This is a genomic window from Kitasatospora sp. NBC_00240, from assembly GCF_026342405.1.
In the GTDB taxonomy this organism is placed as follows: Bacteria; Actinomycetota; Actinomycetes; order Streptomycetales; family Streptomycetaceae; genus Kitasatospora.
Genome location: NZ_JAPEMU010000002.1, coordinates 288,279 through 314,463 on the forward strand (window position 1 = coordinate 288,279; position 26,185 = coordinate 314,463).

The window sequence follows — 26,185 nt, forward strand, 5'->3', positions numbered from 1 at the left end:
CCCTCGCAGTCCCGGCAAACCCTGCGGCGCCGGGCGCCGTGCCCGTGGACAAGCTGAGCAACCGCGACATCATGCGCATCCACGCCCACCGCATCGGCCACGAGGACTTCGGTGTACTCAGCCTGCACAACGACGCCGACTGGGCCTTGCGTAGCCCCCACTGGGCGACCTACACCGACGGCCGGACCTACTACGCGTCCATGCGGCCGGGCAGTCTCACCTCTGTCAAGCAGGAAGCCCCCTGGGGAAACCGTCCCGTCTTCTACGTCACTGGCCATGGCGAGTTCGACAAGGCGAAGGCGTATCTGTCGTCGGGCCAGAAGAAGATCCTCGACGCGCAAGGCATCAGCCGGATCCTGCAACGGGACCGGGAGTTCACCGCGCTGCGTAGCTGGTACTACAGCGGCGGATCTTGCTGGTGTGATCGGTTCGGATCGCCTGGTCGGAGGTGCACGGGGAGGGGGTCTCCGCGTCGCTGGTAGTGGCTGATCGCGGCTGCGGTCTGGTGTTCGGTTCGCCAGTGGTGCTGACGCAGGAGCTCGGTGTCATCGTGGCGAACGGCGAGGCCGGTCAGGGCCAGGAGGCAGGCGAGCGCGGAGAGGGTCAGTCGGACCATCGGATCGGACCGACGCGGTGGGCTGCCAGTCGCGGGTGGGGACTCTTCGGTGGGCGGGGCGTCTGCCGTTTCTTGGCCCAGGGCCGCTTGCCCGTGGAGGACTTCGGGGGCGGCGGCAAGGTGGCGGGCGCGCTGGACGGCCAGGAAGGCGTGGGCGAGCATCGTGCAGGTGACGCTGCGGTGCCAGGGGATCCACTTGCGGACCTGGTACTGGTCCAGGCCGGTGAGTTGCTTGCCCTGCTCGTTGTCCTCTTCGATCTTCCAGCGGATCCCGGCCTGGTCGATCGCGGCGCCGGCCGGGGTGGCGGCGGGTGCGTGGACGAGGAAGTAGGCGTACTCGAAGTCGACTCGCCCACCGGCCAGCTGCTTCTTGTGTGTGGAGCGGCGTATCAGCAGTTGGTGCTCGAATCCCTCGGCGGGGTCCTGGCCCTTGGCCCGGACCGCGAACAGGGTCCAGTCGTAGTACCGCTGTCCCTTGGATCCCTGGCCGCAGGAGCGGCGTTCCCACCGGTCCCGGCGATTCGCGTAGGGCAGCAGGTGGTCGGCGCGCTTGATGGGGGCGGTGCCGGGGGCCGGTCTGCCGGGCGGGCCGACCAGCGGCAGGTCAACCGGGACGGCGAGCACGTAGGACAGGCGTTCGCGGTGCAGGAACGCGCGCAGGCCGGCATCGCGCCCGTAGCCGGAGTCGGCCACCACCCACGCGAACAGCACTCCCTCGGCCGGGGCCCGTTCGAGCATGTCGGCCGCGAGCTGCGGTTTCGTGGCGAACGCGACGCCGTCGGGAACCCCGGCCTCCCGGCAGCGTGCCCGGTCCCCGGTCCAGGCGGCGGGCAGGTAGAGGCGGCGGTCGATGAAGGAGCCCTTTCAGCTGCTCCTCGGCAGGGTGAGGCCGCGTCCGCCGTTGACGTCCACCTGGGCCAGCGAGATCACGGTCGAGCGTGCCGGCTGCCGCCTCGGCTCCGTCACCCGATCGGTGGCCGCTCTGAAAGAGCTCAAGGTGTGCCCGCTCGGCGCCGCGTAGGTCAGCATCACCATGACCTGGCAGTTGCGCACGTCACCGGTCATCCCGCAGTGCTGCCGGGCGACGCCGACGGACTTGGTCCCCTTCTTCTGCACCTGGGTGTCGTCCAGCACCAGCGTCGCGGACGGGTCGCCCAGATGCTCGGCCACGTACGTCCGCAGCTCGTCCAGCAGCGTGTCCGCCGACCACGAGGCCGCGTTGAGGAACTTCTGGATCCGCGAAGGCGTGACATGGCCCGCCCGTGCGGACATCGTCCACGCGTTCTTCCGGCGCAGGTCCGAGAGCAGGCCCTCGACCAGGTCCGCGAACACCTCCCGCGGCTCCGGTCGCGCGAACAGATGATCGAGCCCACCCAGCAGGACAGCCAACTCCTCGGCCCACTCACCGAGCCGCTCCTCCGTCACATCCACCAGCATGACCGCTCAACGACAGAACCGATCAGCAGTCACATGATCTGCCGCTGTAGTACAGGTACCCCGACCTGCAAGTCGTGCTCGCCATCTGCGAGGCGGGCTGGACGCGCGAGCACAGCATGGGACAGCAACTCGCGGACCTCCTCGGCCTGCCAGTGCACGCGCCGAATGGCGAGCAGTCCATGTCGCACTCGTCACTGCACGGCACGACGTCTCTTCCCAGGGCACGGACCCCGGCGTCTACCACTCGTTCGCCCCACGTAGGGTTCGCCTTCGACTCGAGAGCAGTCCCGGACCCACCTGGATCACTGAGCCCTTTCAGCTGCTGCTCGGCAGGGTGGAGCCGCATCCGCCGTTGACGGCCACCCGGACCAGCGGGATCGCGGTCGGGCGTGCCGGGCTGCCGCCTCGGCTCCGTCACCCGATCGGTGGCCGCTCTGAAAGAACTCACTCACGCGGTAGATGTACACACCAGCGCGTCCGGTGATAATGTCAATAGGGTTATCAGCCCGAACTCCAATGCGCCCGACCCTGAGACGGATTTCGCGGTTCCTGTGACGTCAATCAAGATACTGAAGTTGAATTCGTGATGTCGCTCGGATGAGTGAAGCAGTAGCGTTCGCCTGCCGGTGGAGGGTTGGCCCCGGTAGTCGTGTGCTGTGAGGTACGCACAGGGCGGCGGCTTGACCGACGCGGAGAGGGCCGCGCGGGAGCGGATCCGGCGGCAGGCCGTAGAACGCTTCGAGGGCGGCGAGAAGAGCCGGGAGATCGCGGCCACGCTGCGGGTGAGCGTGCGTTCGGTGGAGCGCTGGCGCCGGCAGTGGCGCGAGGGCGGTGCCGCGGGAATCGCCTCGAAGGGCTCGCCCGGTCGTCCGAAGCTGTCCGATGCCCAGATCACCCGGCTGGAACGGGAGTTGGAGCGTGGGCCGCTGGCCCATGGTTGGGAGGACCAGCGGTGGACGCTCGCGCGGGTGAAGACGTTGATCGGCCGGCTGTTCCATGTCTCCTACACGGTGGAGGGCACGTGGGTCCTGCTCAAGCGGCACGGCTGGTCCTGGCAGCAGCCGGCCCGCCGGGCGATCGAGCGCGACGACACGGCAGTGGAGTTGTGGAAGAAGGAGGTGTGGCCGCGGGTAAAAGCGCCGCAGCGGCCCGCGGGGCCTGGCTTGTCTTTGAGGACGAAGCCGGGCAGTCGATGAGGCCGCCGCGTGCCAGGACCTGGGGCAGGCTCGGCTGCACGCCGGTCGTGCGGGTGCGTGGCCGGGGAGCCGGCCGGGTCTCCATGGCGGGGCTGAGCTGCTACAAGCCCGGGCAGAGGTCCCGGATGTTCTACAGCTTCCACGTCTACCGCGGCCGCAAGGGCGAGAAGAAGGGCCTGACCTGGCAGGACTACCGCGACCTGCTCATCCGCGCGCACATCCAGCTCGGCGGCCCGATCGTGCTCGTGTGGGACAACCTGCGTGCTCACCTGATGGCGCCGATGCAGGAGTTCGTCCAGGCGAGCAAGGACTGGCTGACCGTCTTCCAGCTTCCCTCGTACGCACCGGACCTCAACCCGCAAGAGGGCGTCTGGTCGCTGGTCAAACGAACCATCGGCAACCTCGCCGCCGCAAACCTCGATCAACTGGCCAGAGCCGTGAAGCGCAGCCTGAAGCAGATCCAGTACCGCCCCCACCTCATCGACGGATGCCTCGCCGGCACCGGCCTGATCATGGACGGCTGACCACCTTCAGACCGACATCACGAATTCAACTTCAGTAGCAGCCTCGCCAGTTGGTCTGCAATTAAAGGTGCCCACGCTCAGAGTCCAGGGACTCAAAGATCCACTGGGGGCGGCATCTGACACGCGGAATTCCATGTCGGACGGTTCCATTCGAGACGCCCCCGACCCCTCCTTGAATATTCGGCGGACAGTCATTCACCCCCACCGCGTGAGCTGTTGCACCACCAGTATCCTCAATCATCCGGAGAAGCCGACGAAATTGACCCAAATGTGCGCACACGACAGCGATACAACATTGACACGCTGACAGGAGAACAGCGCAGATTGGCTGCACCATGGGAGATCGGCACAGAGAGTGAAGGGCCATGATGGAGAGCAGGAACGTACAAGCTGAAGAATTCGCGACTGCTAGAATTCTTGGACCGCGCCGATGACAGACTTCGCCGAGATATAACGCTTTCCATCTGTATAAGGAGCGGCGCACCCAAACTGTCCACTGCTTTCCTATTCGGCCAGGCCGGACATGCCTGGCTAGAATTCCGCCTGCCCACTGGACGCAGGCAGGCCAGCCAGGGAGCCTCGTTGGTCACCAATCCTGCCGCACTGGACCTGCCGCATGCGCTCGTCGAGTGGGTCACCATGCTGATCGTCACCCGGGAGGGTGACCGCCGATGCAAGCTGCGCCCTTCCCAGCGAGCCCTGGTCGCGCTGGTGTACCTGCGCAAGCACGACACGCTCGCCCAGATCGCCGCCGGCTTCCGGATCAGCGTCGGCACCGCCCACGCCTACGTCCACCAGGTCACCGACCTGCTCGCCCGGAAGGCACCCGGCCTGACCCGGAACCTGCGGGACGCCGACCCGGAGTACGTCCTGGTCGACGGCACCCTCGCGGAGTGCGACCGTGTCGGCGACGCCCGCGCCGACTACTCCGGAAAGCACCGCCGCCACGGTGTGAACCTCCAGGTCATCACCGACCCGACGGGCAGGCTCGTGTGGACCTCCCGCATCCTGCCCGGCCGCACCCACGACCTGACCGCTGCGCGCACCCACCGCATCGTGAAGACCTGCGTCCGACTCCGCATCCCCACTCTGGCCGACATGGCCTACACCGGCGCCGGCGGAACGTTCGCCGTACCCACGAGGCGCCCGCCTCGCGGAGAACTCACGGCCGGGCAGAGATCGCTGAACCGAGCCCACGCGCGGCTCCGCCACCCCGTCGAACGTGGCGTGGCCACCGTGAAGCGCTGGGGGATCTTCCGTCACGCCCGCTGCAGTCCGAACTGGCTCACGTCAGCGGCCAAGGCGGTCCTCACCCTGGAGTTGCATCGCTGAAAACGCTCAGTCACACGATCTTCCGCTGCAGCACTGGGTTGCCTGTGACAATGTCGGCCATTGCCTGCAGTGATATGGAGCCCTCATCCCAGTACAGTCTGTGGGCATCCCATGGTCCAGTCTTCGTCCGGGCCACGTCAAATCGGTTGCCTCCGAACTTCCTCGACACCGGGTCGATGCCGAAACTCTTCAAACTCCCACTACTCGGGTCACGAGGATTCGGAATAGTCGCGACCTTGATGAGGTCGTTCGGCGACTTCCCCGCCCACACTCTTGAGGGCTCTAAATGGAGATCCCTCGCATGGTCCACCCCGACCCCGGGACTGCCAACAAAAATCACATTGTCCACGGGTGTGAGCTGATCAGCTGCAAGCGCCTTCCCGGCCACCAGAGAACCGTAACTGTGACCCAACAATGTCATATTCCTCGACACTTCACCCTGATGTGACTCCTTCAATCCGCGCAAGAAATCGTTCAACTTCAGCGCACCATCAACCGCCAAACCAGGGAACGCGGCTTGCACAAGAGACTGAGGAGCCTTGTAACCCATCCACATAATCGAAGCCACCGAGCTCCCCGGATACCGATTCATAACCTCCGAGTGCAACGCAATAGCCCGATCAATGTCCACACCGATCAAAGGAAGATTAGTACCTGTCCCGGGTACGTACACCACAACATTCTGTGCCGTATCCGGATCCCCAACAGCGACAATCACATGCCCTGATCCCTCGGTACCGAACCCCAAGAGATATCGGTGAGCCCGCTCTCCATCGGCCCGCAACTGATCCGATAACCGCGCAAGGATCGCCAATTCCCTGCCAACCTGCGCCAATTTCCTCCCGTAGACAGCCCGGCCCACAGGGTCTTGCGATCTTTCGAGACGAGCGGCAACAGTCGACTGTCGATCACGAAGCGACTTCTGCAAGTCGTTCAGCATGCGCCGGTTCGCTGAATCCCGCACCCTCGAAGGCAGACCGTCCAGCCTTCCCACCAAAGCGGGATCAAATTGCAGAAATCGTCTGTGGCCGTCATCGGAGTGACCAGACCACCACCGCGCATTGTCTTTGGCCGTATTCGAGCTAGCTCCCCAGGCAGCTCTGGCGAGTGCTGTGGCGGTGAGGGGGCGGCCTTTGGCTTTGGCATGTGGGACAAGGTCGATCAATCTCGCACGCTGTTCGAGGGTGACTGGGATTCCGTCGCCGAGCTTGAGGACGTCACGGACCAGTGGGTCCAGAGCGTTGAGCCGGAACGGTCCGGTGTGCGAGTACTGCTTGATCAGAACATCAGCCGCCCGCCGGATCGCGGTGAGCTGTTCAATCGACACATTTCGGCCGGACCCGTACAAGTACTGTCCGGCCCGGACGATCTCGCCCGCCCTCTCGACCTCCTCAGTCGTCACCGCCGTCAACCTGCTGAAGAACTTGCCGTACCATTCTTCCTTGTGGATCCCGATGACACGGGCCAGCGAGGCGAGTTCCAGACGACTGTGAGTAACCTGGTCAGCAGGATTGACGTGCAGGTCGGCGCGGGTGATCTGGCCCGGCGGCTGGGCGAACTCTGTCGGGATCTCCTGATGGAGGGCTGTCACAGGGAGCTTCGACCTCCCACCATCGATTCCCGTCTCCGAACCCGACGTCGGAACTGAGTCGGCTTCATGCCCAGAAAGAGCCTTGGACGGCACGGTGGGAGGAAACACCGCATCCCCCGACACATCAGCGGAAATCTGGACCGGCACACCATCCTTCCCAGCGCCAGCCAGAACAGCGGACAGAAGGTTAGGCCGCGGCCCACTCAGCGTCGTCGGATCAAGAACCCCCCCAAACTCGTCATCAACCACTCCTTCCTCCAACCGATCAACGGGGCGGACGGTGTCGGCCGGAGCGTGCTTGGCGGCCACCCCCGTTCTGGAAGGGTTGGTCTGGGCGGAACTCACGATGCCGAGGTCGGCGGTGGAAGCATCGGACCGGCCGTATCCCGACACCGTCTGCGGGACAGACGTTGCGGCCTGACCACCGGAAGGTTGAGCGTGGGCCTGCACCTGCGCACCACTGCCCGCGGTGCGGGTCGTCGCCCCCGTGCCCGCCGTACCGGTGCTGGTGCTGGTCGTGGCAGTGCTCGTGGCCACACCCCCGCCTGCTCTCCCGCCCTTGCCTGCGCTGGTCGTGGCCGATCCGGTGTTCTGCTCCGTCGGCGCGTGCGGGACCGTCCGGGTTACCGTGGTCGGCGCCGTGGCGGACCGGTTGGTTGCGGGACCGAGCACGACCGACTGCTGCCCTGTCAGGGTGACTGTCCGGTCCGCCACCACGGGCGCGGCCCCGACCGGAACGCTGCGCGCCGACGGGGTCGGGGTGCCCGATAGCGCCGTGACAGTCCGACCGGTCGGCTCGTCGCTAGGAGTGATGTGCAGCCACTGCACGGCGGCGGGCGCAGCCGCCGTCGCCGTGTGTGTGCCCCCTGCGGTCACGAACAGCGCACCGTCCACCGCGGCCAGCACCCGACCGATGGGCGCCGAGACACTCACCCCATGTGCGGCAACGAAATCCTGCAGCCCGGCGAGCTCGTCCGGGCTGACGGGCGTAGCCAGGACGATCTCCTGCGGGAGTCCACCGGGCGGCCGCTGCACCGCACCCCACACCGTCTCCAGCCGCTGCACCGCACCACCCGACGGCATGTAGGGCGTGCCCACGACCAGCCGCGGACGGCCGTCCTGCCCGGCACCCATCCCCCGCACCGCGGACCCGAAGGCCGCCCCGGCCGACACACCACCCACATCCTGCGACCGCGCCCACCAGGCGCCACCCGACGTAACCTCCAACCACTGCCCGCCGGGCAGAGAGAACCCCTCCCCGGAATCGGGAATAGCCTCGAACGGCCCGAAACCCCCGCCACCACCGTCCGCCGTGAGGCGGTCCAGCGCCTCCGCCAGACCCTTGGGCGCACCCCCCGCCGCCGTATGAGCACCGCGCCCGCCGGCGAGTCCAGCCGCCACGCCCTGCCCGGCCAACCCGGCCACGTCGGTGCTCCCGGTGCCCTGAGCCTCCTGGAACACCGTGCCCGTCCCCACACTGATGCCGGCCTGCTCCGCAATCTGCCCCGGCATACTCATCGACCAGACCGGCAGGACCAGCTTGTCCCCGGCCTCCCCACCCGTCAGCGCCTCCCTGGCCGCGACCTCCCCCTTCGCCAGAGCGGACATCACGCCCAGACCCACCATGCCGGCTGCCGCGCCCATCCCCGCTGACACCAGGAACGACTTCACATCGAAACGATCACTGTGCCCCTCGGCGATCACGATCGCCTGCGACAGCCCGTCCGCGGACATCATGAACGCCGCACCCGTACCCGCCGCCACCACCGCCCGCACCAGCCACTGCCCCACCTCCCCCAGCAACCGCTGCGCCAAAGCCTCCGCCGCAGCCAGCCACCCCAGCGACGCACCCCCCGTCCACGGCGCCATCGCCCACGCCCACGCGATCGACGCCACCAGCCACGCCAGGATGATGATCGCCTCGTACTTCGCCTTCTCCACCTGCGCCGCGGTCTCCCGCACCCCCGCAGCGATCCCCGCCGCCGCACTCACAACGTCGGCCAGACCCGACTTGCGCAACACCCGCTCGACCATCGCATCATGCGCCTGCCGGGCATCGCCCTCCCACCCCGGCACACTCGACGACTGCCACGCCAACGACTCCACCAGGCCCTGAGCCTCCAGCGCCGCCGCCTCGTACACACCCGCCAAAACCCGCAGGGCATCCTCGTCCGCCGACGGCCACACACCCACCACATAGTGCGCAACCGACCGCAACCACGGCGGCAGATCCAACGACACCCGCTACTCCGCCGATCGATCGGTACCCCGCGGACCACTAGGGGTATGGGGTCCTCGTTCCAGTTCTTGATCCAGTTGCGGATGGCGCGTTCCTCGTTCAGGCATGTAAACGGCGTTTACCTCAAGCAGACCATTCATCTAAATGCTCAGAAAGTGGGCACAATATCACGGCGGCAGCGATCCGTACGGTAGGCGGCCACGGGTCGGGTCGGAGGCGCAGACGTTGACGGCGGCCACCGGTTTCTCGGGGCCCTCAATGCGCAGGGCGCGATCTTTCTCAGGTGCCGGGCTTGATCAGGTCGAGAGCGTGGCCGGGGTGTGACCGGTAGTGGTCGGTGGCGGCGGCGAGGTTGCGCCAGCCGGCGAGGTCGGCGAGGCCCAGGGCGGTGTTGCGCAGGCTGGCCATGGTGCGGGGTGCGTGGCCGGTGCGGATCTTGGATGCGTCCTCGTGCAGGGTGACGTCCCTCAGGTGGTGCACGGCTTCCACTCCCCAGTGCTCCCGGACGTGTTGGGCCAGGTGGGCGGGGGTGGTTTGGTGCATCGTCAGGTCGGTGAGGGCGTAGACGCGTTCCAGGGAGAGCCTGCCGGTGGCCAGGACGCGGCGTCTGCGGACGATCTGCAGGACCTGGTCGGTGTGGGGGAAGGGCAGGTCGGGGACGGTGGCCACCTTGATCCGCCGGATCTCGTCGCGGCCGTGGGCGGTGGTGCGGGTCTTGTCCATCAGCGGGACCTCTCGCCACGGCAGCCGTCTCAACTGGTCGTGCAGGGTGGGGTGGTTGGCCTTGACGAGGGCGATGTAGTGCGCGTGCTTGTCCTCGACCAGGAAGCGGGCGTGGTCGTGCTGGGTCAGCATCGCGTCGAAGGTGACCACGGTGTCGGTCAGGTCGAGCGGGTTGAGCAGGGGCTGGAACGCGGTGATCTCGTTGCTCTTGGAGTCGACCTGTCGCTGGGCGATGACGGTGCGGGTGCCGTGCAGGGCAGCGGCCAGCAGGTGCACAGCACGTCGGTCGCGGGTGCGCGAGCCGCGGAGGGTCTTGCCGTCCACCGCCACGGCCCGCCGCTTGACCGGGCCGGGGCAGGTAGTGGTCGCGGTGAGGGGGTCTGCCGCCTGGTGCTGGAGCCAGGTGCCGACGGCGGTGTCCAGGGCGTCGCCGTCCAGGCGGGCCAGGAGGCGGCGCAGGGTGCAGGCCCGTGGGATGCCGCGGATCAGGCCGGCCCGGGCCCGCAGCGCGGGGTCGAGTCCGGCGGCGAAGCGGGCGATCGCGGCGACCGTGGTGGCGCCGGCCAGGACGGCGGCGGTGCACAGCACGAGCAGCGCGCCGAGGCTGTAGCGACGCCCGCGTACCCGCCGCGGGTCCGACAGGGCGTCGAAGACCGCGGCGAGGTCCGCCGAGCGGTCGGCGTCGGCGAGCAGGTCGCCGAGGGCACCCCCACGCTGGCGGGCGAGGGTGGGGATCAGGGAAGATGGCATGGCACGGCCCCGGTAGTGATCACTGGCTAGACACCTTGATCATCCGGGGCCGTCGTGCGTCCTGGCGACTCGGGCAACAACCCCAAGTGCGGCAGATCATGACATCTCACTACCCGAGAACGATCCCGCCCTGCGAGGGCGCCACGGTTCCGCTGTTGCAAGGTGCCGTCGGGCAGTTTCAGCGGGGCCTGCAGCCACCGCTTGACATACAAAATCACCCAAACGGCGTCGGTGTGCGCTTCCACGGCCTTGACGACGAGGTCCCACCGGACGCTGTCGAAGAACTTCTGGATGTCGAGCTCGATCACCCAGTCCTTCTTCCAGCAGCGTTCCCGGCAGAGCTCCACCGCGTCCAGAGCCGACCGCCCCGGGCGGTAGCCGTAGGAGTCCTCATGAAACACGGGCTCGGCCCGGTCCGTAAGGTGCCTGGCCACCACGGTCTGGGCGATCCGATCGGCCACCGTTGGCACGCCCAAGATCCTCACCCCGCCTCCCGGCGAGGACTTGGGGATCTCAACCGCACGCACCGGCGGCGGAAAGTCAGGGCTGATTCAGAGCGTGGTGGTGAACCGGGTGGTGTTCGGTGGGGTCGGGCCGGGGATGCCTCGAACGTTCATGCTGGCCACTGGGCGGGCATAGAAGAACGGGCCTCTTGGTAGGAGTGCGGTTGTCGAGACCAACCCTCCGGCCCAGGAGGCCCGTTGCCGTACCAGTTCACCACCTGCGTGCCGGTCGACGCCACTTCGGACACTCTGGCGTGTGACTGCTTCGTTCACCAGTACGGGGCGATCGCGGCGGGACGGCGCGCGCCGCACTACCCGTCCGACATGACGGATGCGGAATGGGCCCTGAGCTGCTCCGGCTTTCGTGGAGTCCCTGATGTCTGGGTTTGTTACGATCCAGGCGTAAGGAGAACCACGAGCAATGCCAGCACCACGCAAGTACCCCGATGAACTCCGCGAACGTGCCGTACGCGAGGTCCGCTCGACTGGCCGTCCCGTCGCTCACGTGGCCCGTGACCTGGGCATCCACAAGGAGGCCCTGCGGTCCTGGGTCCGCCAGGCCGAGGCCGACGCCGGAGAGCGCGACGACCGTCTCACCACCGTCGAGCTCGACGAGCTGAAGGAACTCCGCAAGGAAGTCGCCGAGTTGAGGCGGGCCAACGAAATTCTCAAAGCCGCCAGCGTGTTTTTTGCCCAGGAGATCGACCGTCCCCGGACGAGGCCGAGCAGGTGATCGACCACCTGCGTGACGGCTTCGGGGTCGATCCCGTATGCCGGGTGCTGGACCTGTCGCCCTCGACGTACTTCGCCCGCAAGACGCGCCCGAAATCGGCCCGGCAGCTCCGGGATGAAGAGCTGATTGCGCTGGTCACAGCGGTGTGGGAGGACTCCGGTCGCACCTACGGCGCCCGCCGCATCACTCGCGCGCTGGTCCGGGCCGGGCACGAGGTGGCGCGCTGCACCGTCGAGCGGCTGATGCGCGAGCTCGGCATCGAGGGCGTCATCCGCGGCCGGCGGCGCCGTACCACGATCCCGGAGCCGGCCGCGCCTCGCCCGCCGGACCTGGTCAACCGCCGGTTCACCGCCGATCGCCCGAACCAGCTGTGGCTGGCCGACCTCACCTACGTGCGGACCTGGTCGGGCTGGGTCTACGTGGCGTTCGTCCTGGACGCGCACTCGCGCCGGATCGTGGGCTGGCAGATCGCCGACCACATGCGCACCGACCTGCCGCTGGACGCGCTGGAGATGGCGCTGTGGCGACAGAAGATCAAGAAGGACGCCGAACTCATTCACCACAGCGACCGCGGGTCGCAAGGCGGATTCAACTGGTCGTCGCAACACCTTGATCACGGAGGTTTGCGATGGGACGGGGCCAGCGGCAGAAGGTGCCAGCGGGAGTGCGACGTCAGTGGGCGGCGGATCGGGCGATGCGACCGCCGATGCGTTCGCCGGGGCGGCCGGAGCCGTCTCGTGCAGTGCAGCGCCACTTCTGGCGGCGGATCGCGTCGGGAGTGACGACGGCAGAGGCCGCGGCGGCTGTCGGTGTTTCATGGCCGGTCGGATCCCGGTGGTTCCGTCACGCTGGGGGGATGCCGCCGATCAGCCTGGATGAGCCCACCGGCCGCTACCTGTCGTTCACTGAGCGTGAGGAGATCGCGCTGCTACGCGCCCGGGAGCTCGGTGTGCGGGAGATCGCCCGCAGGATCGGCCGCGACCCGGGCACGATCTCACGCGAGCTACGCCGCAATGCGGCGACGCGGGGCGGCAAGCCGGTCTACCGGGCTGTGGTGGCGCAGTGGAAGGCCCAACAGGCGGCGAAGCGCCCGAAGACCGCGAAGCTCGCAGGCAACGACCGGCTGCGTGAGTACGTGCAGGACCGGCTCGCCGGCAGCGTCCGTCGCCCCGACGGCACGATTGTCAGCGGGCCGGAGACGAAGACGTGGAAGGGGCTGAACAAGCCGCATCGGCAGGACCGGCGATGGGCAACGGCATGGAGCCCGGAACAGATCTCGCACCGGCTCCAGGTCGACTTCCCCGATGATGAGTCCATGCGCATCAGCCACGAAGCCATCTACCAGGCCCTGTTCATCGAGGGCCATGGCGCGCTCAAGCGGGAACTGGTCACGTGTCTGCGCACCGGCCGGGCGCTGCGGACTCCCCGCGCACGGTCGCAGAACAAACCCCAGGGGCATGTCACCGCGGACGTCGTCCTCCGCGAACGCCCCGCCGAGGCCGGGGACCGCGCGGTCCCCGGACACTGGGAAGGCGATTGTGCGACACGAAGCTGCACGAGTTTGAGTGGACTGACCGATTGGAGGGGCGGCTGATGAGGCCGTAATTGCAGTCACGGGTCCGTGTCCGTATGACCCGTCCCTCTCTGACAGTCTCGACTGAGACGCCCGGAATGTCGGGTTAGTCTGGATGGGCGAGACAGGAGATCCCTTCAGCATGGCCAGCACCACCAAACCCGACCCGGCGCCGAAGCCGAAGCGGCGGACGTTCTCACCGGAGTACAAACTGCGGATCGTCGCCGAGTACGACGCCGCGCCCACCGGCGAGAAGGGCGCGATCCTGCGCCGCGAGCGGCTGTACCACTCACACATCATCGAGTGGCGCCAGGCCCGCGACGCCGGGGCGACGGCCACGCTGACCGACAAGCGGACCTCGCCCGCCCGCTCGAAGAAGGCCTCCGAACAGGCCGAGCTGGAACGGCTGCGCAAGAAGGTCGCCCGCCTGGAACAGGAGGTCGCCAAGCGCGACGCCGCCCTGGCTGTGCTGGGAAAAGCACATGCGCTCTTGGAGATGCTCTCCGAGAGCGCGGACTGAACCGCGCCCTCGCGCCGGTCCTGGACGAGGCGTTCGCGGGCCTGGAACCCGAACTCGGCACCACCACGGCATGCCGCCTGATCGGACGCTCGCGGGCCACCCACTACCGCAGGCTGAAACCGCCCCGGGCCGCCGAGCGCAAGCCACGACCGTCCCCGCCCTCGGCGCTGAGCCCGGCCGAACGGGCGGCGGTGCTGGACCTGCTGAACCGGCCCGAGTACGTCGACCTGCCGCCCGCCCAGGTCTGGGCACGGGAGCTGGACGCCGGCACCTACTGGTGCTCCGAGCGCACGATGTACCGCATCCTCAACGCCGCCGGGCAGTCCGGGGAACGCCGCAGGCAGGCCACCCATCCCGCCAAGACCGTGCCCCAGCTGCTGGCCACTGCCCCCTGCCAGGTCCTGACCTGGGACATCACCAAGCTTCGCGGCCCCAACAAGGGCGAGTGGTACCACCTTTACGCAATCATCGACATCTACAGCCGCTACATCTGCGGCTGGACCGTCGAGGCCGCCGAGGACTCCCGCCGCGCCGAGGAGCTGATCCGCGAGACCATCGAACGCAACGGCATCGTGCCGGAGACCGTGCACGCCGACCGGGGCACCTCGATGACCTCCAAGGCCGTCTCCCAGCTGCTGATCGACCTCGGTGTGACCCGAAGCCACTCCCGGCCGAAGGTCTCCAACGACAACCCGTACAGCGAAAGCCAGTTCAAGACCATCAAGTACTCCACCGACTTCCCGGAATACTTCAACTCCCTTGCCCACGCCCGCGAATGGTGCGAGGGCTTCTTTACCTACTACAACCACGAACACCGGCACTCGGGCATCGGTCTGCACACCCCCGCCTCCGTGCACTTCGGCACCGCCGATCTGGTCCGCGAGCAGCGGGCCGTCACCCTCACCGAGGCCTACGCACGCCACCCCGAACGCTTCGCCCGACACCCGAAGCCGCCCGAGATACCCCAGAAGGTCTGGATCAACCAGCCAAGCCAGAGACACTGCCCGCACAACAGTCCATATAGCGTCAAACCGTCTCATTTGACTTGACAACTTCCGCGTCCCCACCCTTGACGTGCGATGCCGGTAACGGCGTGGTGCGAAGCTCAGGGGAAAGCCCAAGGACTTCCGTTCCATCCGGAAGTTACCGGCAAGGGGAAGACCGGACGGGTGAACGCAAGTGAACTCTCGTTGATGCCTCGTGATCCCAAGCCCCGCCGATGGAAAGCACCAGCGGGGTGCATGGCTGGCCGCTGAGAAGCGGCAGGCGCTGGCCGGTAGAGGTCACTCCGGCCAGGTGGACACCGCCGCCTCGGGGTAAAGAGAGCACCCACCCCGGTCGTATCTCACTCGTGTGGAACGTGGAAACCCCGTTGGGGTCCGAGCCTGCGTGGCTCGGTCGGCCGACCGTGAGGAAGGCTCAACTCCCCAGCGGGAACAGGATGGCCCAAGAAGCCAATGCCGGAAGCCGAAAGGAAACGGGAACCCGGGGCAGCATGATCGGCCTCTCCGTCGATCGCCTCGCATAACCGTCCGGATACAGGCTGCTGCCTGGACCCGAAAGGGTGCTGACGTGGGCCGGGTGAGCCTGTGCGGACTCACTGGACGAAGACGACGGAACCGAGGGACAAGTTGGACACCAACACGGATGCGGACGGAGCGGTCCAGACCGTCCCGGCTGCTGCCGCGACGGTGAACGGACCTGAGGGCGAAGGCCTGGACTGGGCGTCGGTCAACTGGCGCCGCGCCGAGGAGGACGTACGGCGTCTGCGGCAGAGAATCTTCACGGCATCGCAGGCAGGGGACCTGAAGAAGGTCCGCAACTTGCAGAAGCTGATGCTCCGGTCCCGTTCGAACACGCTCTTGAGTGTGCGGCGGGTCACGGAGATCAACGCAGGACGCGCGACGGCGGGAGTCGACGGGAAGGTGGTACTGCTTCCCCAGTCGAAGGCCGCGCTGGCCCACTGGGTCCAGCACCGGGCCCGACCCTGGACTCCCCAGCCCGTCAAGCGGGTGTTCATCCCGAAACCAGGGACCACGAAGAAGCGCGGCCTCGGGATTCCCGTGATCGTCGACCGGTGCCTTCAAGCTGTGGCACTGGGCGCACTGGAACCCGAGTGGGAAGCGCGGTTCGAGCCGAAGTCGTACGGCTTCCGGCCCGGCCGCGGCTGTCACGACGCGATCGGGGCCATCTACTCCACGCTCAACGGGAAGAACCCGCAGCGTGTGTGGGTGCTCGACGCGGACCTGACGGCGGCGTTCGACCGTATCGACCACGCCCGGCTGATGGCCGCGCTCGGCACCTTCCCCGCCCGGGGACTGGTCCGGCAGTGGCTGAAGGCCGGGGTCGTGGACAAAGGTCGGTTCGCCCCGACCGAGGAGGGAACTCCGCAGGGCGGGGTGATCAGCCCGTTGCTCTTCAACGTGGCCCTGCACGGGATGGAGGAAGCCGCAGGGGTCCGCTACTTCACCGCCGGCCGAGACGCCGGCAGTGCGCAGAGCGGAAGCCCCGTGCTGGTGCGGTACGCAGACGACTTTGTCGCGATATGCACCAGCCGTGAGCAGGCCGAACTGGTCAAGGAACGGCTGGCCGCATGGCTGACGCCCAGAGGACTCGCCTTCCACGAGGACAAGACACGCATCGTCCACGCGGAGAGCGGGTTCGACTTCCTGGGGTTCAACGTCCGCCGGTATCACGGCAAACTGCTGATCAAGCCGAGCACAGCGGCGCAACGACGGATCCGGGAACAGCTGCACGCCGAGATGTTGGCCCTGCGAGGGGCCAACGCTGCGGCCGTGCTCAAGAAGATCAACCCCATCGTGCGGGGCTGGTCGGCCTACTACCGGACGGTGGTGTCCAGCGAGGTCTTCACGGCGCTGGACAACTACATGTGGACGCTCGCCTACAAGTGGGCCAAGCACAGCCACCCGAACAAGCCGAAGCACTGGGTCTCCAGCAAGTACTTCGGCCGGTTCAACAAGTCCAGGAAGGACCGGTGGGTGTTCGGCGACCGCGACAGCGGCGCCTACCTACTCAAGTTCTCCTGGACGAAGATCGTCCGGCACCAGTTGGTCAAGGGCAGGGCGTCTCCGGATGACCCTGCCCTGGAGCCGTACTGGGCCGAGCGGCGCCGCAAGGGACCACCTCTGCCGGTGGACGGTATGACCATGCGCCTGCTTCAGGCCCAGCACGGTCGCTGCCCAGCCTGCGGAGGGCTCCTGCTGCACGCCGACCACCCGCCGCGAAGCCCCCAGGAGTGGGAGACGTGGCGGGCCGTCATCAGGAAGGCGATCTCCAAGCAGTACGTCGCGTTCCTGGGCGGGAGCACGCCGGGCGATCAACGAATCCGTCTCCTCCACACCCAGTGTCAACGGCGGAACGGAGCCGCCGAGCCGACACGTCCCGCACCTTCGCCTGCCCGCGAGCCCACGGGGCTTGCTTGAGCCGTGTGCGGTGAAAGCTGCTTGCACGGTTCTGAGGGGGCCGGGGTCCCAGTAATGGGCCCCGGCTACCCGACTGATCATCGGGACGGGCCGCTCCGCGATCGGCACGCTTGTCGAGCGCAGCAGCCGCTCCACGCTCCTGGTGCACCTGCCCCGGCTCGAGGGCTGGGGCGAGAGTCCGCCCGTGAAGAACGGCCCCTCGCTTGGGGGCTACGGTGCGATCGCGATGAACGCTGCACTCACCACGTCGATGGCGCAGCTGCCCGAGCAGCTACGCAAGACCCTCACCTGGGACCGTGGGAAGGAACTCTCCGGTCATGCCCAGTTCGCTCTCGATACCGGGACGAAGGTGTTCTTCGCCGATCCGCACTCACCCTGGCAACGACCGACAAACGAGAACACGAACGGGCTGCTGCGTCAGTACTTCCCGAAGGGCACCGATCTCTCCCGTTGGTCGTCCACGGACCTCGAAGCCGTCGCCGTGGCGATCAACAACCGGCCCCGCAAAGTCCTTGGTTGGCGGACACCGGCCGAGGTCTTCGAAGAGCAGCTACGCTCCCTGCAACACCCCGGTGTTGCAACGACTGGTTGAACTCACCCAATACGTGTCCATTCGCTACACGGAGCGACTGGCCGAGGTCGGCGCCTCAGCGTCGGTCGGGTCCGTCGCGGACTCGTACGACAATGCGATGGCAGAAGCCCTGAACGGCACATTCAAGGCCGAACTGATCGAACATCAGGGGCCGTGGCGGGACTTCGACGAGGTCGAGCGGGCCCTCTTCCAGTGGGTCGCGTGGTACAACGGTGAACGACTCCACTCCGCCCTGGGCTACGTCCCGCCCGACGAGTACGAGCAGGCGTACTGGACCGGCGTGGAGGCAGTCCCGCAGACCGCTTGATCACACGATCGCGGACTCCACGAAACTCGGGGCAGTTCAGTGCCGTGACCCCGGGCGGCTGCGGCAGCCGTTCGCGCGGCCTGATACGCAAGGTAGGCAGGGTCCCAGCGGTTGCGCCGCTTTGTCACACGCCACCCGACGAATGCACGCGGCCAGCGGGGCCACGCCCGCCAGTCGGCGGCCAGGATGAGGATCTCGATGATGCGGCCCAGAGCCTGCGCGGCAAGGCCAGCGGCCGCAGCGCTGGCCAGGATTGCAGCGAGAAGAATGATCTGGCCGCTAACGGTTGTGACTGTCGGAGACTTCGCCCACGCTGCGACCTGGCGTGTTAGCCGGTTGGCATCGAGGGCGTGTACATGACCAAGACTCGGCGCGGCGACGACGGCGGCGATGTAGAGAGCGCCGGGCAGGACGAGCAAAGTGAGCCAGCGTTCAGCGAGCTTCTCGCCGAGAGTGCTCAGGAAGTCACCCATCGCTACAGGTGGTCTTCACGTAGGGCTTGACCGCTGATCGCACAGCGCGGGGGTGAGCCGGGTTGCGGCCAGCTGTAGCGCGAGCACTGGTCCAGCGGACACAGATAGACCACGTCGTGGGATGGGGGCGGCTTTGCGGTGTCGAAGCCGTCCGGCACCAGCCCCCGATCATTAGGATGAACCCTGCCGTAGAGGCCGAGCACGTCGCCAGCGTCGAGCAACGCGCGGTGAATCGCCTCCAGGGCTGGGCCGTACTGTTGGCCGGCGGCGAGCGTTTGCTGCAGATCATGCAGCACACCCGGAGCTCCCACGGGACCGTCAGTTTGATTGCCGGTCAAGTCTTCACGGATCTCCTGCATGTGGACGCAGATGTAGGCAAGGCCCGCCTTGATGCGACGCGCAGCAGCTTCTGAGCCTCCGACATTCGGGAGGATAGAGGAGTCAGGGGGTTGATCGACCATTGGTTCTCGGCTCTGATTCACAGTCGACAAATTGCGAACCTGCAGTAATCGGTGCAGTGAAGGCCTGGCGGATCACACGCCGACGCCACAGTTCGCACTATAGGCGAACGATTCTGCCTAGTTGTGAACCTTTGCGCCGTTTGGGTAGCGAGAAGTCGCTGCCCCACCGCTCACGGGTGCCCGCTCCCAGGGTGCCGTCCGCCCCGGCTCCTTTTTTCCGTCACCGACCCCAGTTGGCCCACTCCCAGGGCCGTCAGACCCCGCCCGGCGCCGCGCCGCATCCCCGGGCTCCCGCGCCACCCCCGGGACCGGGACAGCTCTTGCGGTCCAGTTACGCGAGGCGCTCGGTGCGAGCGGCGGGGTGTCTGCGCGCCTGCTGCGGTGGGCAGGCAGTCGCCGGTACGCGGGTTCGGCAGCCACGGCAGGGCCGTGCGGTCCTCGCCTCGCGTGAAGGGATGTCACGCGCGGCGCCCAGAGTGCTCCCGGCGAACCATCGCCAGCAGCGCGACAGTAGCAAATGAGTGGTCGCCAAGTCGCCTGATAGATAATAGACTTGATGAATCGTTACTTAAATGGTAAGGGCGCTACCCTCGCCCCAGAGGAGTTCCCAGCCTGTCCGCCGAGAACCTCCCAGCGTCTTGACACCTGCCCGCGCCGTACGGTGCTCGACCCCGGACCGAGCGCCCGACGGGAGCTTAGGACCGGATGCCGTCGGACCCGAGGCGACCACTCGATGACCCACCTCGCCCCCGCGCCGGCCAACCGCGCCAACTGCTCCTCACCAAGCCGGTCACGGCGGTTCTTGACGTTGGACGGCCACACCCCGAGCTTCACCTTGCTCCCGTCCTCCAGCGCCTCCACATGGCCCCGGGGGACCACCACCCGCTGCTCCCGCTCGGCGTACCGCGCAAGGGCCGCCACGCCCCGCTCGAACGCCGCAGAACCCCCACCCGCGCCCTCCCCACCACCGCCCTCACGACCGTGCGCTGCGCCCTGCGGCCCGGGGACCGGGTGGGGCGCGATGCCCAGCCGGGCCAGGAGTACCGGCAACATGGAGCTGCGCCTGGACCGCAGGCTCGCGGACAAGCGCATCTTCCCCGCCGTCGACGTCCAGGCCTCCGGCACCCGCCGCGAGGAACTCCTCCTCGGCCCCGCCCGCACCTCCGCAACCTGGACATGCGCCGTGTGCTCAACGGCCTGGACACCCAGCAGGCGATGGAACTGCTCCAGGACCGGCTGAAGAAGACCATGAACAACACCGAGGTCCTCCGCCAGGTCACCGCGACCCGGCCCAACACCGGCTGACCGCTCCAGGTCACTCCACCAACAGCGTCAGCGCCGGATCCGCCGACGAGCGCGTCAGGACGACGGCGAGGAAGACGGCATGCCCGGGTCATCACGGGAGGGATGGATAGGCCCGCACACGGGGATCGATGCTGTCGTCCAGCAGCGAGACGTCCGGCTTCGACGGCCTCCGGCCCCGCTCCAGGATTGTGTCGATGAGGCTGAGCGTTCGGACGATGCCAATGACCGCAGTCCTCGGATGCGTCCATCATCGCCCGCATCACCAAACGCAAGCGCTACGCCCAGTACGGCGCCCCGCTCCACCTGCTCGCCGACCGGCAGGGCTTTCAGGTGACGTCGTACCGGAGGTCAGTGCAGTTTGATGGTTGCGATGCCGGAGTCCTGTCCCCATTGGGGGTCTTGCTCATGGGCGCGCCACGCGTGGGTGAAGTAGGCCTCCCGCTCGGCACTTTCGGCGGCACGTTGCTCTTCCAGTGCGGCCTGTTGCTCTGCCAGCTGTCGTTCCTTCTGGGCTGCCGCCTCGATGCCGCTTCTCAGCTCACGTTCCGCTTCGGTGGGGCTGACAGTCCTAATGCCCAGCTCGTGCGCCTTCGCCGCACTTGAGCTACGTCCAGCGAGGTCCGCGGTGACGAACATCCGCACCGTCTCGGTCAGGCGCTTCGCGATGGAGGCACCGTGGCGGAGGGCGAGATCCTTGAGTCCGGACAGTTCTGGGGTGTCATCGAAGCCCAGTCTCCAACCTTTCAGTGCACTCTCCCAGGGCTCACGTACCGCGGGCGTCGGCAGGCCGTGACTCAGCGAGCGGGCGTGTTCCACGAGCCCGAGGTGGGTGGCCAGTCGTGCGACGTCGTGTCGTCGTCCCTCCGACCAGGAGGCCGGGTCCGGTGCCGTGTGGAGCATGTGGCGCCATGCCAGGAGGTTGGTTCGGTGCAGGAATGCTTGGTCCATGCCGGCTCCCTGGGCGAGCCTTGCCAGGGTCCAGGCTGTGTCCCATGTGATCCGCCCGGCGTCGAGGGCGAGAGCGAGGGTTTGCTCGTACTCCTGGGCAGGGCCGGTGACCGTAGGGTGGTCGAGTTCGGTGAGCGGGAAACGCCGTGCCATCGATGCCAGCAGGCCCTCTGGGGCGGACATGGAGGGGGCCCGGGCTGCGATCCGTCCCGCAGGGGTGTCGGCCAGGTCCGGTGCATCGGACATCGGCGGCCCCAGGTAGCGCAGGGGGCTGGGTGAGCGGTCGATCAGCTGCGTCAACAGGGTCGTAGTCGCCCGACAGTCGCTGAGAGCGGTGTGGGCGTCGGTGATCCACTCGCCGGTGAAGGTCCTGTGCAATGAGCGCAGGCTGTAGGCGGGTCCGTCGAGCTGCGCTTGCGTGGTCACCAGCGTGCAGAGTCCGGGCCACCGTGGTGCTACCTGTCCTGTCCGCCCGAACTCTGCCTTGAGGAACATGTCCACGAAAAGCAGATTGTGCGCCACAACGATCGCGTTCGAGAGCAGCCTCATCAGGTCGGGCAGGACCTCGGCGAACGTCGGCGCCCCCTTGACATCGGAGCCCTCAAGGCCGTGGAACTCCGTCGCTCCCATAGGACGTTGCGGATCGACGACGGTCGCATACTCACCGAGCTCGGTCCCGTCGCCGCGGAAGCGGACAACGGCGATTTCGCAGATCCGGTCACGTCCGGGGTTCAAGCCTGTGGTCGCCAGGTCGATGGCGGCGAAAGTCAGCGCCCGCGGGTTCACACCGAGGTTGTGGTAGCGACTGAGGTAGGCAGGTTCGAAGATCGACAGTGGCACTTGACCGCTCGTCTTTTTCGGGCCACTCCATCGTGGCGCGGTGCGATCGGCGGCGCTGTGGCCACCAGCAGCCAACACTCGGATCGGCAACCTGCTCCGCCTAGGGTCGATGCTCATAGGGTGATTGTGCCGCCCTGGATGCCCAGGCCCGAGGGCATCGTGCGAGCCAATCCGGGACCAGGCCGTGGAGGGCCTCTGTGCTCGCAGTGGCTCCTTGCGGCCGACGGCGACCCTGGCTCTCCCCAGATGCGCAGCACGCCGTTTCCCTGCTCGGGCCGTACTCGACCAGCGGAGCGCCTGAACCCGCCAGCGGGGGGCGGCGCCCGAGCCGGCGAGGACGAGGGCGTGTCAGTGCCCCCTGGCACGCGTGCAGCCCGGCCGCGCGGGCCGGGGCGGCTGGTTGCGTGCCAGAACCCGCGGGGCGAGGTCGTTCAACGACAGCAGCCGCCGGATGAACGGGAACGCGACTCCGGGCGGGAGCGTGTCGTCCAGATGCTCTTCCTGGTAGGCCCGGTAGATCTCCTCGCCCTGCTCCCGGAACACCTTGTCCGAGTCGGTGAGGTCGAACAGGGCGCTGGAGGCGATGCCGAGGACGAGTCGGTCCGCGAGCTCGTAGGCCACCTCATCAACCCCTCTGGCCCCCGGCTCCCGGTACGTCCGTTCATTGTCGCTTCTGTGTGATATCACGTCCCGGGCGAAGGAAGGGGGCCGGGGCGCAGGCGGTGGGCCGGTCCCAGGTGCTGAGGACGCGGGCCACGGTGCCGAACTGGCTGCGGGGATTGGGGCGGGAAGGCACTGGACGGTGTCCACGTGGTCCCGACGGCCACCGATTCGGCTTCGGGCGCCTCATGCCCGGCTGGTTGGTGCTCCGGCGGCTGAAGTATCACGGATACCTGCCCTCGCCCGGCCCCGCGCACTACGGACCGGGCAGCTGAGGACCCAGGACATCCTGGGGAGCCCGGCGAGCCGGACGGGAGCAGCGGGTCCCGGCCGGGATCGTCGCCCCGTCCTGGAGCCGTCGGTAGAGACCCGCAGCGCGGCAGCTATCCGAAGAGCGAACGGACGCAGGCGAGTTCGGGATATAGTCGAGGTATCTCGCGCCTGTGGGCGCGTGCCGCCCTACCTGGCCACCGCCTCGGGCGAACCGGGCCGCCGCCCGGACCACAGAGGATGCACCCGGCACCGGTTCTGGCCCTTCTCGTGTCCAGCGGTCTGCCCGGAGACATCGCGCGGTGGGATGCCTCTGCTTCCGGCAGACCCGATCGGATACGCATGACCGCCAACCGTACCCACCGCACGCGCCTGGCCAAGACCCTCGCTGAGAGCCGGTCCATGCCCTACCAGAAGGCGCTGGCGCACGTTGTCACCTGCGGTGACGCAGGCCTCCTCCCGGCCCGGCTCGACCAGGACGGCATGAACCGGGCCTTGACCGTTCTGGAGCGGCACCTGGACACGCCGGCCCCCGTTCTCGCGCCCGCGGCGGACGACCGACCGGTCAGTGAACCGGCTGCCGCGTCGGCGAAGAAGACGCCGCTGTCGAAGGACCCGTGGTGCGCGGCGCTGGCGAAGGCACTCCTGCCCGTCCTGGAGTCGACCTGTCCGGAGGGCGCCGGCGTCTACGGCGGCTCCCTGCAAGCCAATCTGTCACCGGCCGATGCCGAGGCCCTGGGCGGTATCTCGCTCATCCGTGCGGCGCTGCGTAGCGCAGCCCGCCGACTGGGCTGGCGGGTGCAGACCGTGGGACACGAGAGCGAGCACGTCGCGGTGGTGATCATCCTGGACAAGCGGGAGGCCCCGGCCGAGTTCGCCGCAGCGCTGGAGAGGGACCGCCGCAGGAAGGACACGGAAGCCGTGGAGCGGATGTCCGTGGTCTTCGACCAGCAGGACCCGCGCGACCTCGGGCCCGGCCCGGTTGCCCGCCAGACCGCACTGTTCCTGGCGGCGGCTGTGGAGGCCTTCACGAAGACACCGACGGCAGCGGTCGGCGCCGTCACACATCCGACGGCATGAGCGCGGTGGCCGGGCGCGGCAGGTGCGTCGCGCCCGGCCACCGGGCCGTCACGGTCTTCTACGCACGAGGAAGAACTGGGAGAAACAGAAGTGAAGCGCGAACGCGGCACCAGGCTGCTGGCCGACATGATCGACCGGCTGGAGGGCGGCCATTGGCCGCTGGGCCTTGTCGACGAGGTGTACGTCTTCGGGTCCTACGCGCGTGGTGCCCTTGAACCTAAGGACATCGACGTGGTCGTCGAGCACGGCACCGACAAGCGGTGGCTCAACGAATCCCTTCACGCCTCCTGTTACGGCAAGGACTCCTACACGTCCATGAAGCAGGGCCTGCGGGGCAACACCCGGGGGATCTCCTTCCAGTTCCGCGGCAGGGACTCCCTCACAGCCGAGGGCTTCCCACTCACCCTCCTGTGGCGCCGTGGTGAGCCGTTCGACCTCGCCCGGCAACGACTGGCAGCACTCACACCGGACCCCGATGCCAGCAGAGCCCCGCGCGACCATATGCTCCCGGCCTTCGCCGGTATCGAGGACCTGGTGCCCCGGCCCGCCCGCATCGAGCTCCACAGCCGGCACGCCCAGGGCGAGATCACCATCACCGCGCTGACCCTGGACGACGGCCGGCCCGGCGAACCCCGGACCACCCGGCACATCGAGCGGCGCTGGCTCGACACCAGCCCCCTGCGCAGGGCCGCTTTCGCGGCTTCGTCCTTCCTCGAGAGCCGCGGCAGCGACCTGTCGACCGTCGCCCTCCACGGCAAGAGACTGCAGCACGCGGCAGTCGAGGAGACCTGCTTCGTCGACCTGGGCTGGCACTACTTCCAGTTCATGTCCCGCTACCTGGACGACGGGCAGTCATGGCTGGAGGTCCTCAACCCCCACCGCACGAAGACCCTGCGCGCCCTGCTTATCGAACCGGCCGACGGCTGACCTCTCCCTGACCGACGCTTGCGCGGGCGGGACGGGAGTGCCGAAGAGAGGAGGCCCCGCGATGAGCGGACGAGGGTGGCGCCCTGCCGTACGGCGATGACCTGGTCGAGCAATGGGCGCAGAGGCGGCTGGCGAGCTACCGCAACCAGATAGTTCGAACCTCGACGCCGCCTTGGAAGATCCCCAATCGCGCCCGCAGTGCTGACACGGCAAGGCATGATGAGGACCTTCATCGCGCAGGGGACCGCAAGGTGCGGTGGGACGACCGGTCAAGGCCCCATGCCACTCAGGGAGGACCTCGTGTTCGAACACCAAGACCCCCGTCCCTGCGGTAGACCCACCAAAGCTGGGACACCCTGCAAATCACAGATCTATGGCCGGGTCGTCGCCTGCAAACTGCACACTACTGACATGGAGAAGCAACTCCTCGACGCCTACCAGCAGGGACACCGGGACGGCTACGCTCAGGGTCGCCAATCCGCGGACAGCTCGGCCAAGGTCCACACCGAGAACCTGGAGCGGAGAGTCAAGGCGCTGGAGGAGCAACTCGACGCCCAACTGCGTCGGTTCGAGGACCGTGGGGCCCAGGCTGTGACGGTGAACGGCTACGGCTACCGCTGGACCGGCCCCAGCCGCCTCGAGGTCGGCGACCGTGTTCTGCTGCCGGAGAACTACGTCAGCGCACTACGCCACGGTCCCGGCCCCCACCCCGGAACCGTCACCGAGCTGGGGACCACGTACTCCGGGGCCCTCAGCATGATCGTCTCCCGTATCCCCGATCAACAGCCCGGGACCGCGCGGTAGCTGTTCCCGGCCTGCCGGAGGCTGAAAAACGGTGACGGCCCCGCAGCGGGCGCGTGTGCGGGAGACGCCGTCCGCTCCACACCGGCCGCTCCGCCCCGGCGCGCCGGACCGCGACCCCAACCCCCTGGAAGACCCCGTGCTGCCGCAAACCGTGCCGTGGAGCCCGGCACCCTCACGGCCGGGCACCCCCACCGCCGGCTACACCGCCACGGTGGCACTCGCCGCCCGAACCGTGTCCGGGGCCAGAGGCAGTCGTTGAACGCTGCGACACCGGAGGCCGTCGCCGGAAGCGGCGGCGGCCACCAGTTCCGTCGCCGAGCACGGTGACAGGTCTCGAT

The 26,185-nt window shown here is 67.7% G+C and carries 15 protein-coding genes and 7 pseudogenes; 15 read left to right on the plus strand and 7 right to left on the minus strand.

Annotation, left to right across the window (positions count from 1 at the left end):
- Positions 1-44 precede the first annotated feature (44 nt).
- Positions 45-482, plus strand: a complete 438-nt coding sequence (locus OG689_RS41070) for a hypothetical protein (RefSeq protein WP_266328183.1) — start codon at positions 45-47, stop codon at positions 480-482.
- On the opposite strand, the pseudogene OG689_RS45120 reads toward OG689_RS41070, so the two are convergent.
- Positions 398-2,053, minus strand: a pseudogene (locus OG689_RS45120) (IS701 family transposase). The gene OG689_RS41070 and the pseudogene OG689_RS45120 overlap by 85 nt on opposite strands.
- A 656-nt stretch (positions 2,054-2,709) precedes the next feature.
- Here OG689_RS45120 and OG689_RS41085 point away from each other — a divergent pair.
- From OG689_RS41085 to OG689_RS41095, 3 genes are all read left to right on the plus strand, one after another.
- Positions 2,710-3,249 (plus strand): winged helix-turn-helix domain-containing protein, encoded by a 540-nt coding sequence (locus tag OG689_RS41085; RefSeq protein WP_266328187.1) that lies wholly within the window; start codon positions 2,710-2,712, stop codon positions 3,247-3,249.
- The gene (locus tag OG689_RS41090; RefSeq protein ID WP_266328189.1) at positions 3,246-3,773 is read left to right on the plus strand and encodes a transposase; all 528 of its coding nucleotides are present in this window, start codon (positions 3,246-3,248) and stop codon (positions 3,771-3,773) included. The genes OG689_RS41085 and OG689_RS41090 overlap by 4 nt, the downstream gene beginning before the upstream one ends.
- Positions 3,774-4,355: 582 nt before the next feature.
- Positions 4,356-5,105, plus strand: coding sequence for a transposase family protein (locus OG689_RS41095; protein WP_266328191.1), 750 nt, complete (start codon positions 4,356-4,358; stop codon positions 5,103-5,105).
- A 10-nt stretch (positions 5,106-5,115) separates the two neighbouring features.
- On the opposite strand, the gene OG689_RS41100 is transcribed toward OG689_RS41095, so the two are convergent.
- The 3 genes from OG689_RS41100 to OG689_RS41110 all read right to left on the minus strand — a co-directional run bounded on the left by OG689_RS41100 (position 5,116) and on the right by OG689_RS41110 (position 10,935).
- Positions 5,116-8,937 carry an alpha/beta hydrolase gene (locus OG689_RS41100; protein ID WP_266328193.1) on the minus strand — a complete coding sequence of 1,274 codons (3,822 nt, stop codon included), beginning with the start codon at positions 8,935-8,937 and terminating at the stop codon, positions 5,116-5,118.
- A gap of 277 nt (positions 8,938-9,214) precedes the next feature.
- Entirely contained in the window at positions 9,215-10,408 is a 1,194-nt protein-coding gene (locus OG689_RS41105; RefSeq protein WP_266328181.1) for an ISAs1 family transposase, read from the minus strand.
- Positions 10,409-10,434: 26 nt separating this feature from the next.
- Complete coding sequence (locus tag OG689_RS41110; RefSeq protein ID WP_266328195.1) at positions 10,435-10,935, minus strand: reverse transcriptase domain-containing protein; 501 nt, start codon at positions 10,933-10,935, stop codon at positions 10,435-10,437.
- A gap of 397 nt (positions 10,936-11,332) precedes the next feature.
- Here OG689_RS41110 and OG689_RS41115 point away from each other — a divergent pair, with 397 nt between their 5' ends.
- The 7 genes and pseudogenes from OG689_RS41115 to OG689_RS41145 all read left to right on the plus strand — a co-directional run.
- Positions 11,333-11,644, plus strand: coding sequence for a transposase (locus tag OG689_RS41115; RefSeq protein ID WP_266328197.1), 312 nt, complete (start codon positions 11,333-11,335; stop codon positions 11,642-11,644).
- A complete protein-coding gene (locus OG689_RS41120) occupies positions 11,641-12,426 on the plus strand; it encodes an IS3 family transposase (RefSeq protein WP_266328199.1) in 786 nt (261 codons plus the stop codon). The genes OG689_RS41115 and OG689_RS41120 overlap by 4 nt, the downstream gene beginning before the upstream one ends.
- 74 nt (positions 12,427-12,500) lie before the next feature.
- Positions 12,501-13,181 (plus strand): annotated as a pseudogene (locus OG689_RS41125) (transposase); the annotation flags it as partial.
- A gap of 178 nt (positions 13,182-13,359) precedes the next feature.
- Positions 13,360-14,786 (plus strand): annotated as a pseudogene (locus OG689_RS41130) (IS3 family transposase).
- A 582-nt stretch (positions 14,787-15,368) separates the two neighbouring features.
- Positions 15,369-17,180 carry a group II intron reverse transcriptase/maturase gene (gene ltrA / locus OG689_RS41135; protein ID WP_323189265.1) on the plus strand — a complete coding sequence of 604 codons (1,812 nt, stop codon included), beginning with the start codon at positions 15,369-15,371 and terminating at the stop codon, positions 17,178-17,180.
- Positions 17,181-17,253: 73 nt separating this feature from the next.
- Positions 17,254-17,772, plus strand: a pseudogene (locus tag OG689_RS41140) (IS30 family transposase); the annotation flags it as partial.
- A gap of 4 nt (positions 17,773-17,776) precedes the next feature.
- Positions 17,777-18,079, plus strand: a pseudogene (locus OG689_RS41145) (integrase core domain-containing protein); the annotation flags it as partial.
- A gap of 475 nt (positions 18,080-18,554) precedes the next feature.
- Here the strand turns inward: OG689_RS41145 and OG689_RS41150 are convergent.
- Positions 18,555-19,013 (minus strand): hypothetical protein, encoded by a 459-nt coding sequence (locus tag OG689_RS41150; RefSeq protein WP_266328201.1) that lies wholly within the window; start codon positions 19,011-19,013, stop codon positions 18,555-18,557.
- Positions 19,014-20,049: 1,036 nt separating this feature from the next.
- Between OG689_RS41150 and OG689_RS41155 the strand changes: the two are divergent.
- A pseudogene (locus OG689_RS41155) lies at positions 20,050-20,318 on the plus strand (transcription termination factor Rho); the annotation flags it as partial.
- Between the two features lie 348 nt (positions 20,319-20,666).
- On the opposite strand, the gene OG689_RS41160 reads toward OG689_RS41155, so the two are convergent.
- Together OG689_RS41160 and OG689_RS41165 are read right to left on the minus strand one after the other, a co-directional pair.
- Positions 20,667-22,223 carry an exonuclease domain-containing protein gene (locus OG689_RS41160; RefSeq protein WP_266328203.1) on the minus strand — a complete coding sequence of 519 codons (1,557 nt, stop codon included), beginning with the start codon at positions 22,221-22,223 and terminating at the stop codon, positions 20,667-20,669.
- Positions 22,224-22,526: 303 nt separating this feature from the next.
- A pseudogene (locus tag OG689_RS41165) lies at positions 22,527-22,727 on the minus strand (5'-nucleotidase); the annotation flags it as partial.
- 579 nt (positions 22,728-23,306) lie between these two features.
- Here OG689_RS41165 and OG689_RS41170 point away from each other — a divergent pair.
- The 3 genes from OG689_RS41170 (at position 23,307) to OG689_RS41180 (ending at position 25,847) form a co-directional block, all read left to right on the plus strand.
- A complete protein-coding gene (locus OG689_RS41170; protein WP_266328205.1) occupies positions 23,307-24,116 on the plus strand; it encodes a hypothetical protein in 810 nt (269 codons plus the stop codon).
- Positions 24,117-24,206: 90 nt separating this feature from the next.
- The gene (locus OG689_RS41175) at positions 24,207-25,043 is read left to right on the plus strand and encodes a nucleotidyltransferase domain-containing protein (RefSeq protein ID WP_266328207.1); all 837 of its coding nucleotides are present in this window, start codon (positions 24,207-24,209) and stop codon (positions 25,041-25,043) included.
- 411 nt (positions 25,044-25,454) lie between these two features.
- Positions 25,455-25,847, plus strand: coding sequence for a hypothetical protein (locus OG689_RS41180; protein ID WP_266328209.1), 393 nt, complete (start codon positions 25,455-25,457; stop codon positions 25,845-25,847).
- Positions 25,848-26,185 lie beyond the last annotated feature (338 nt).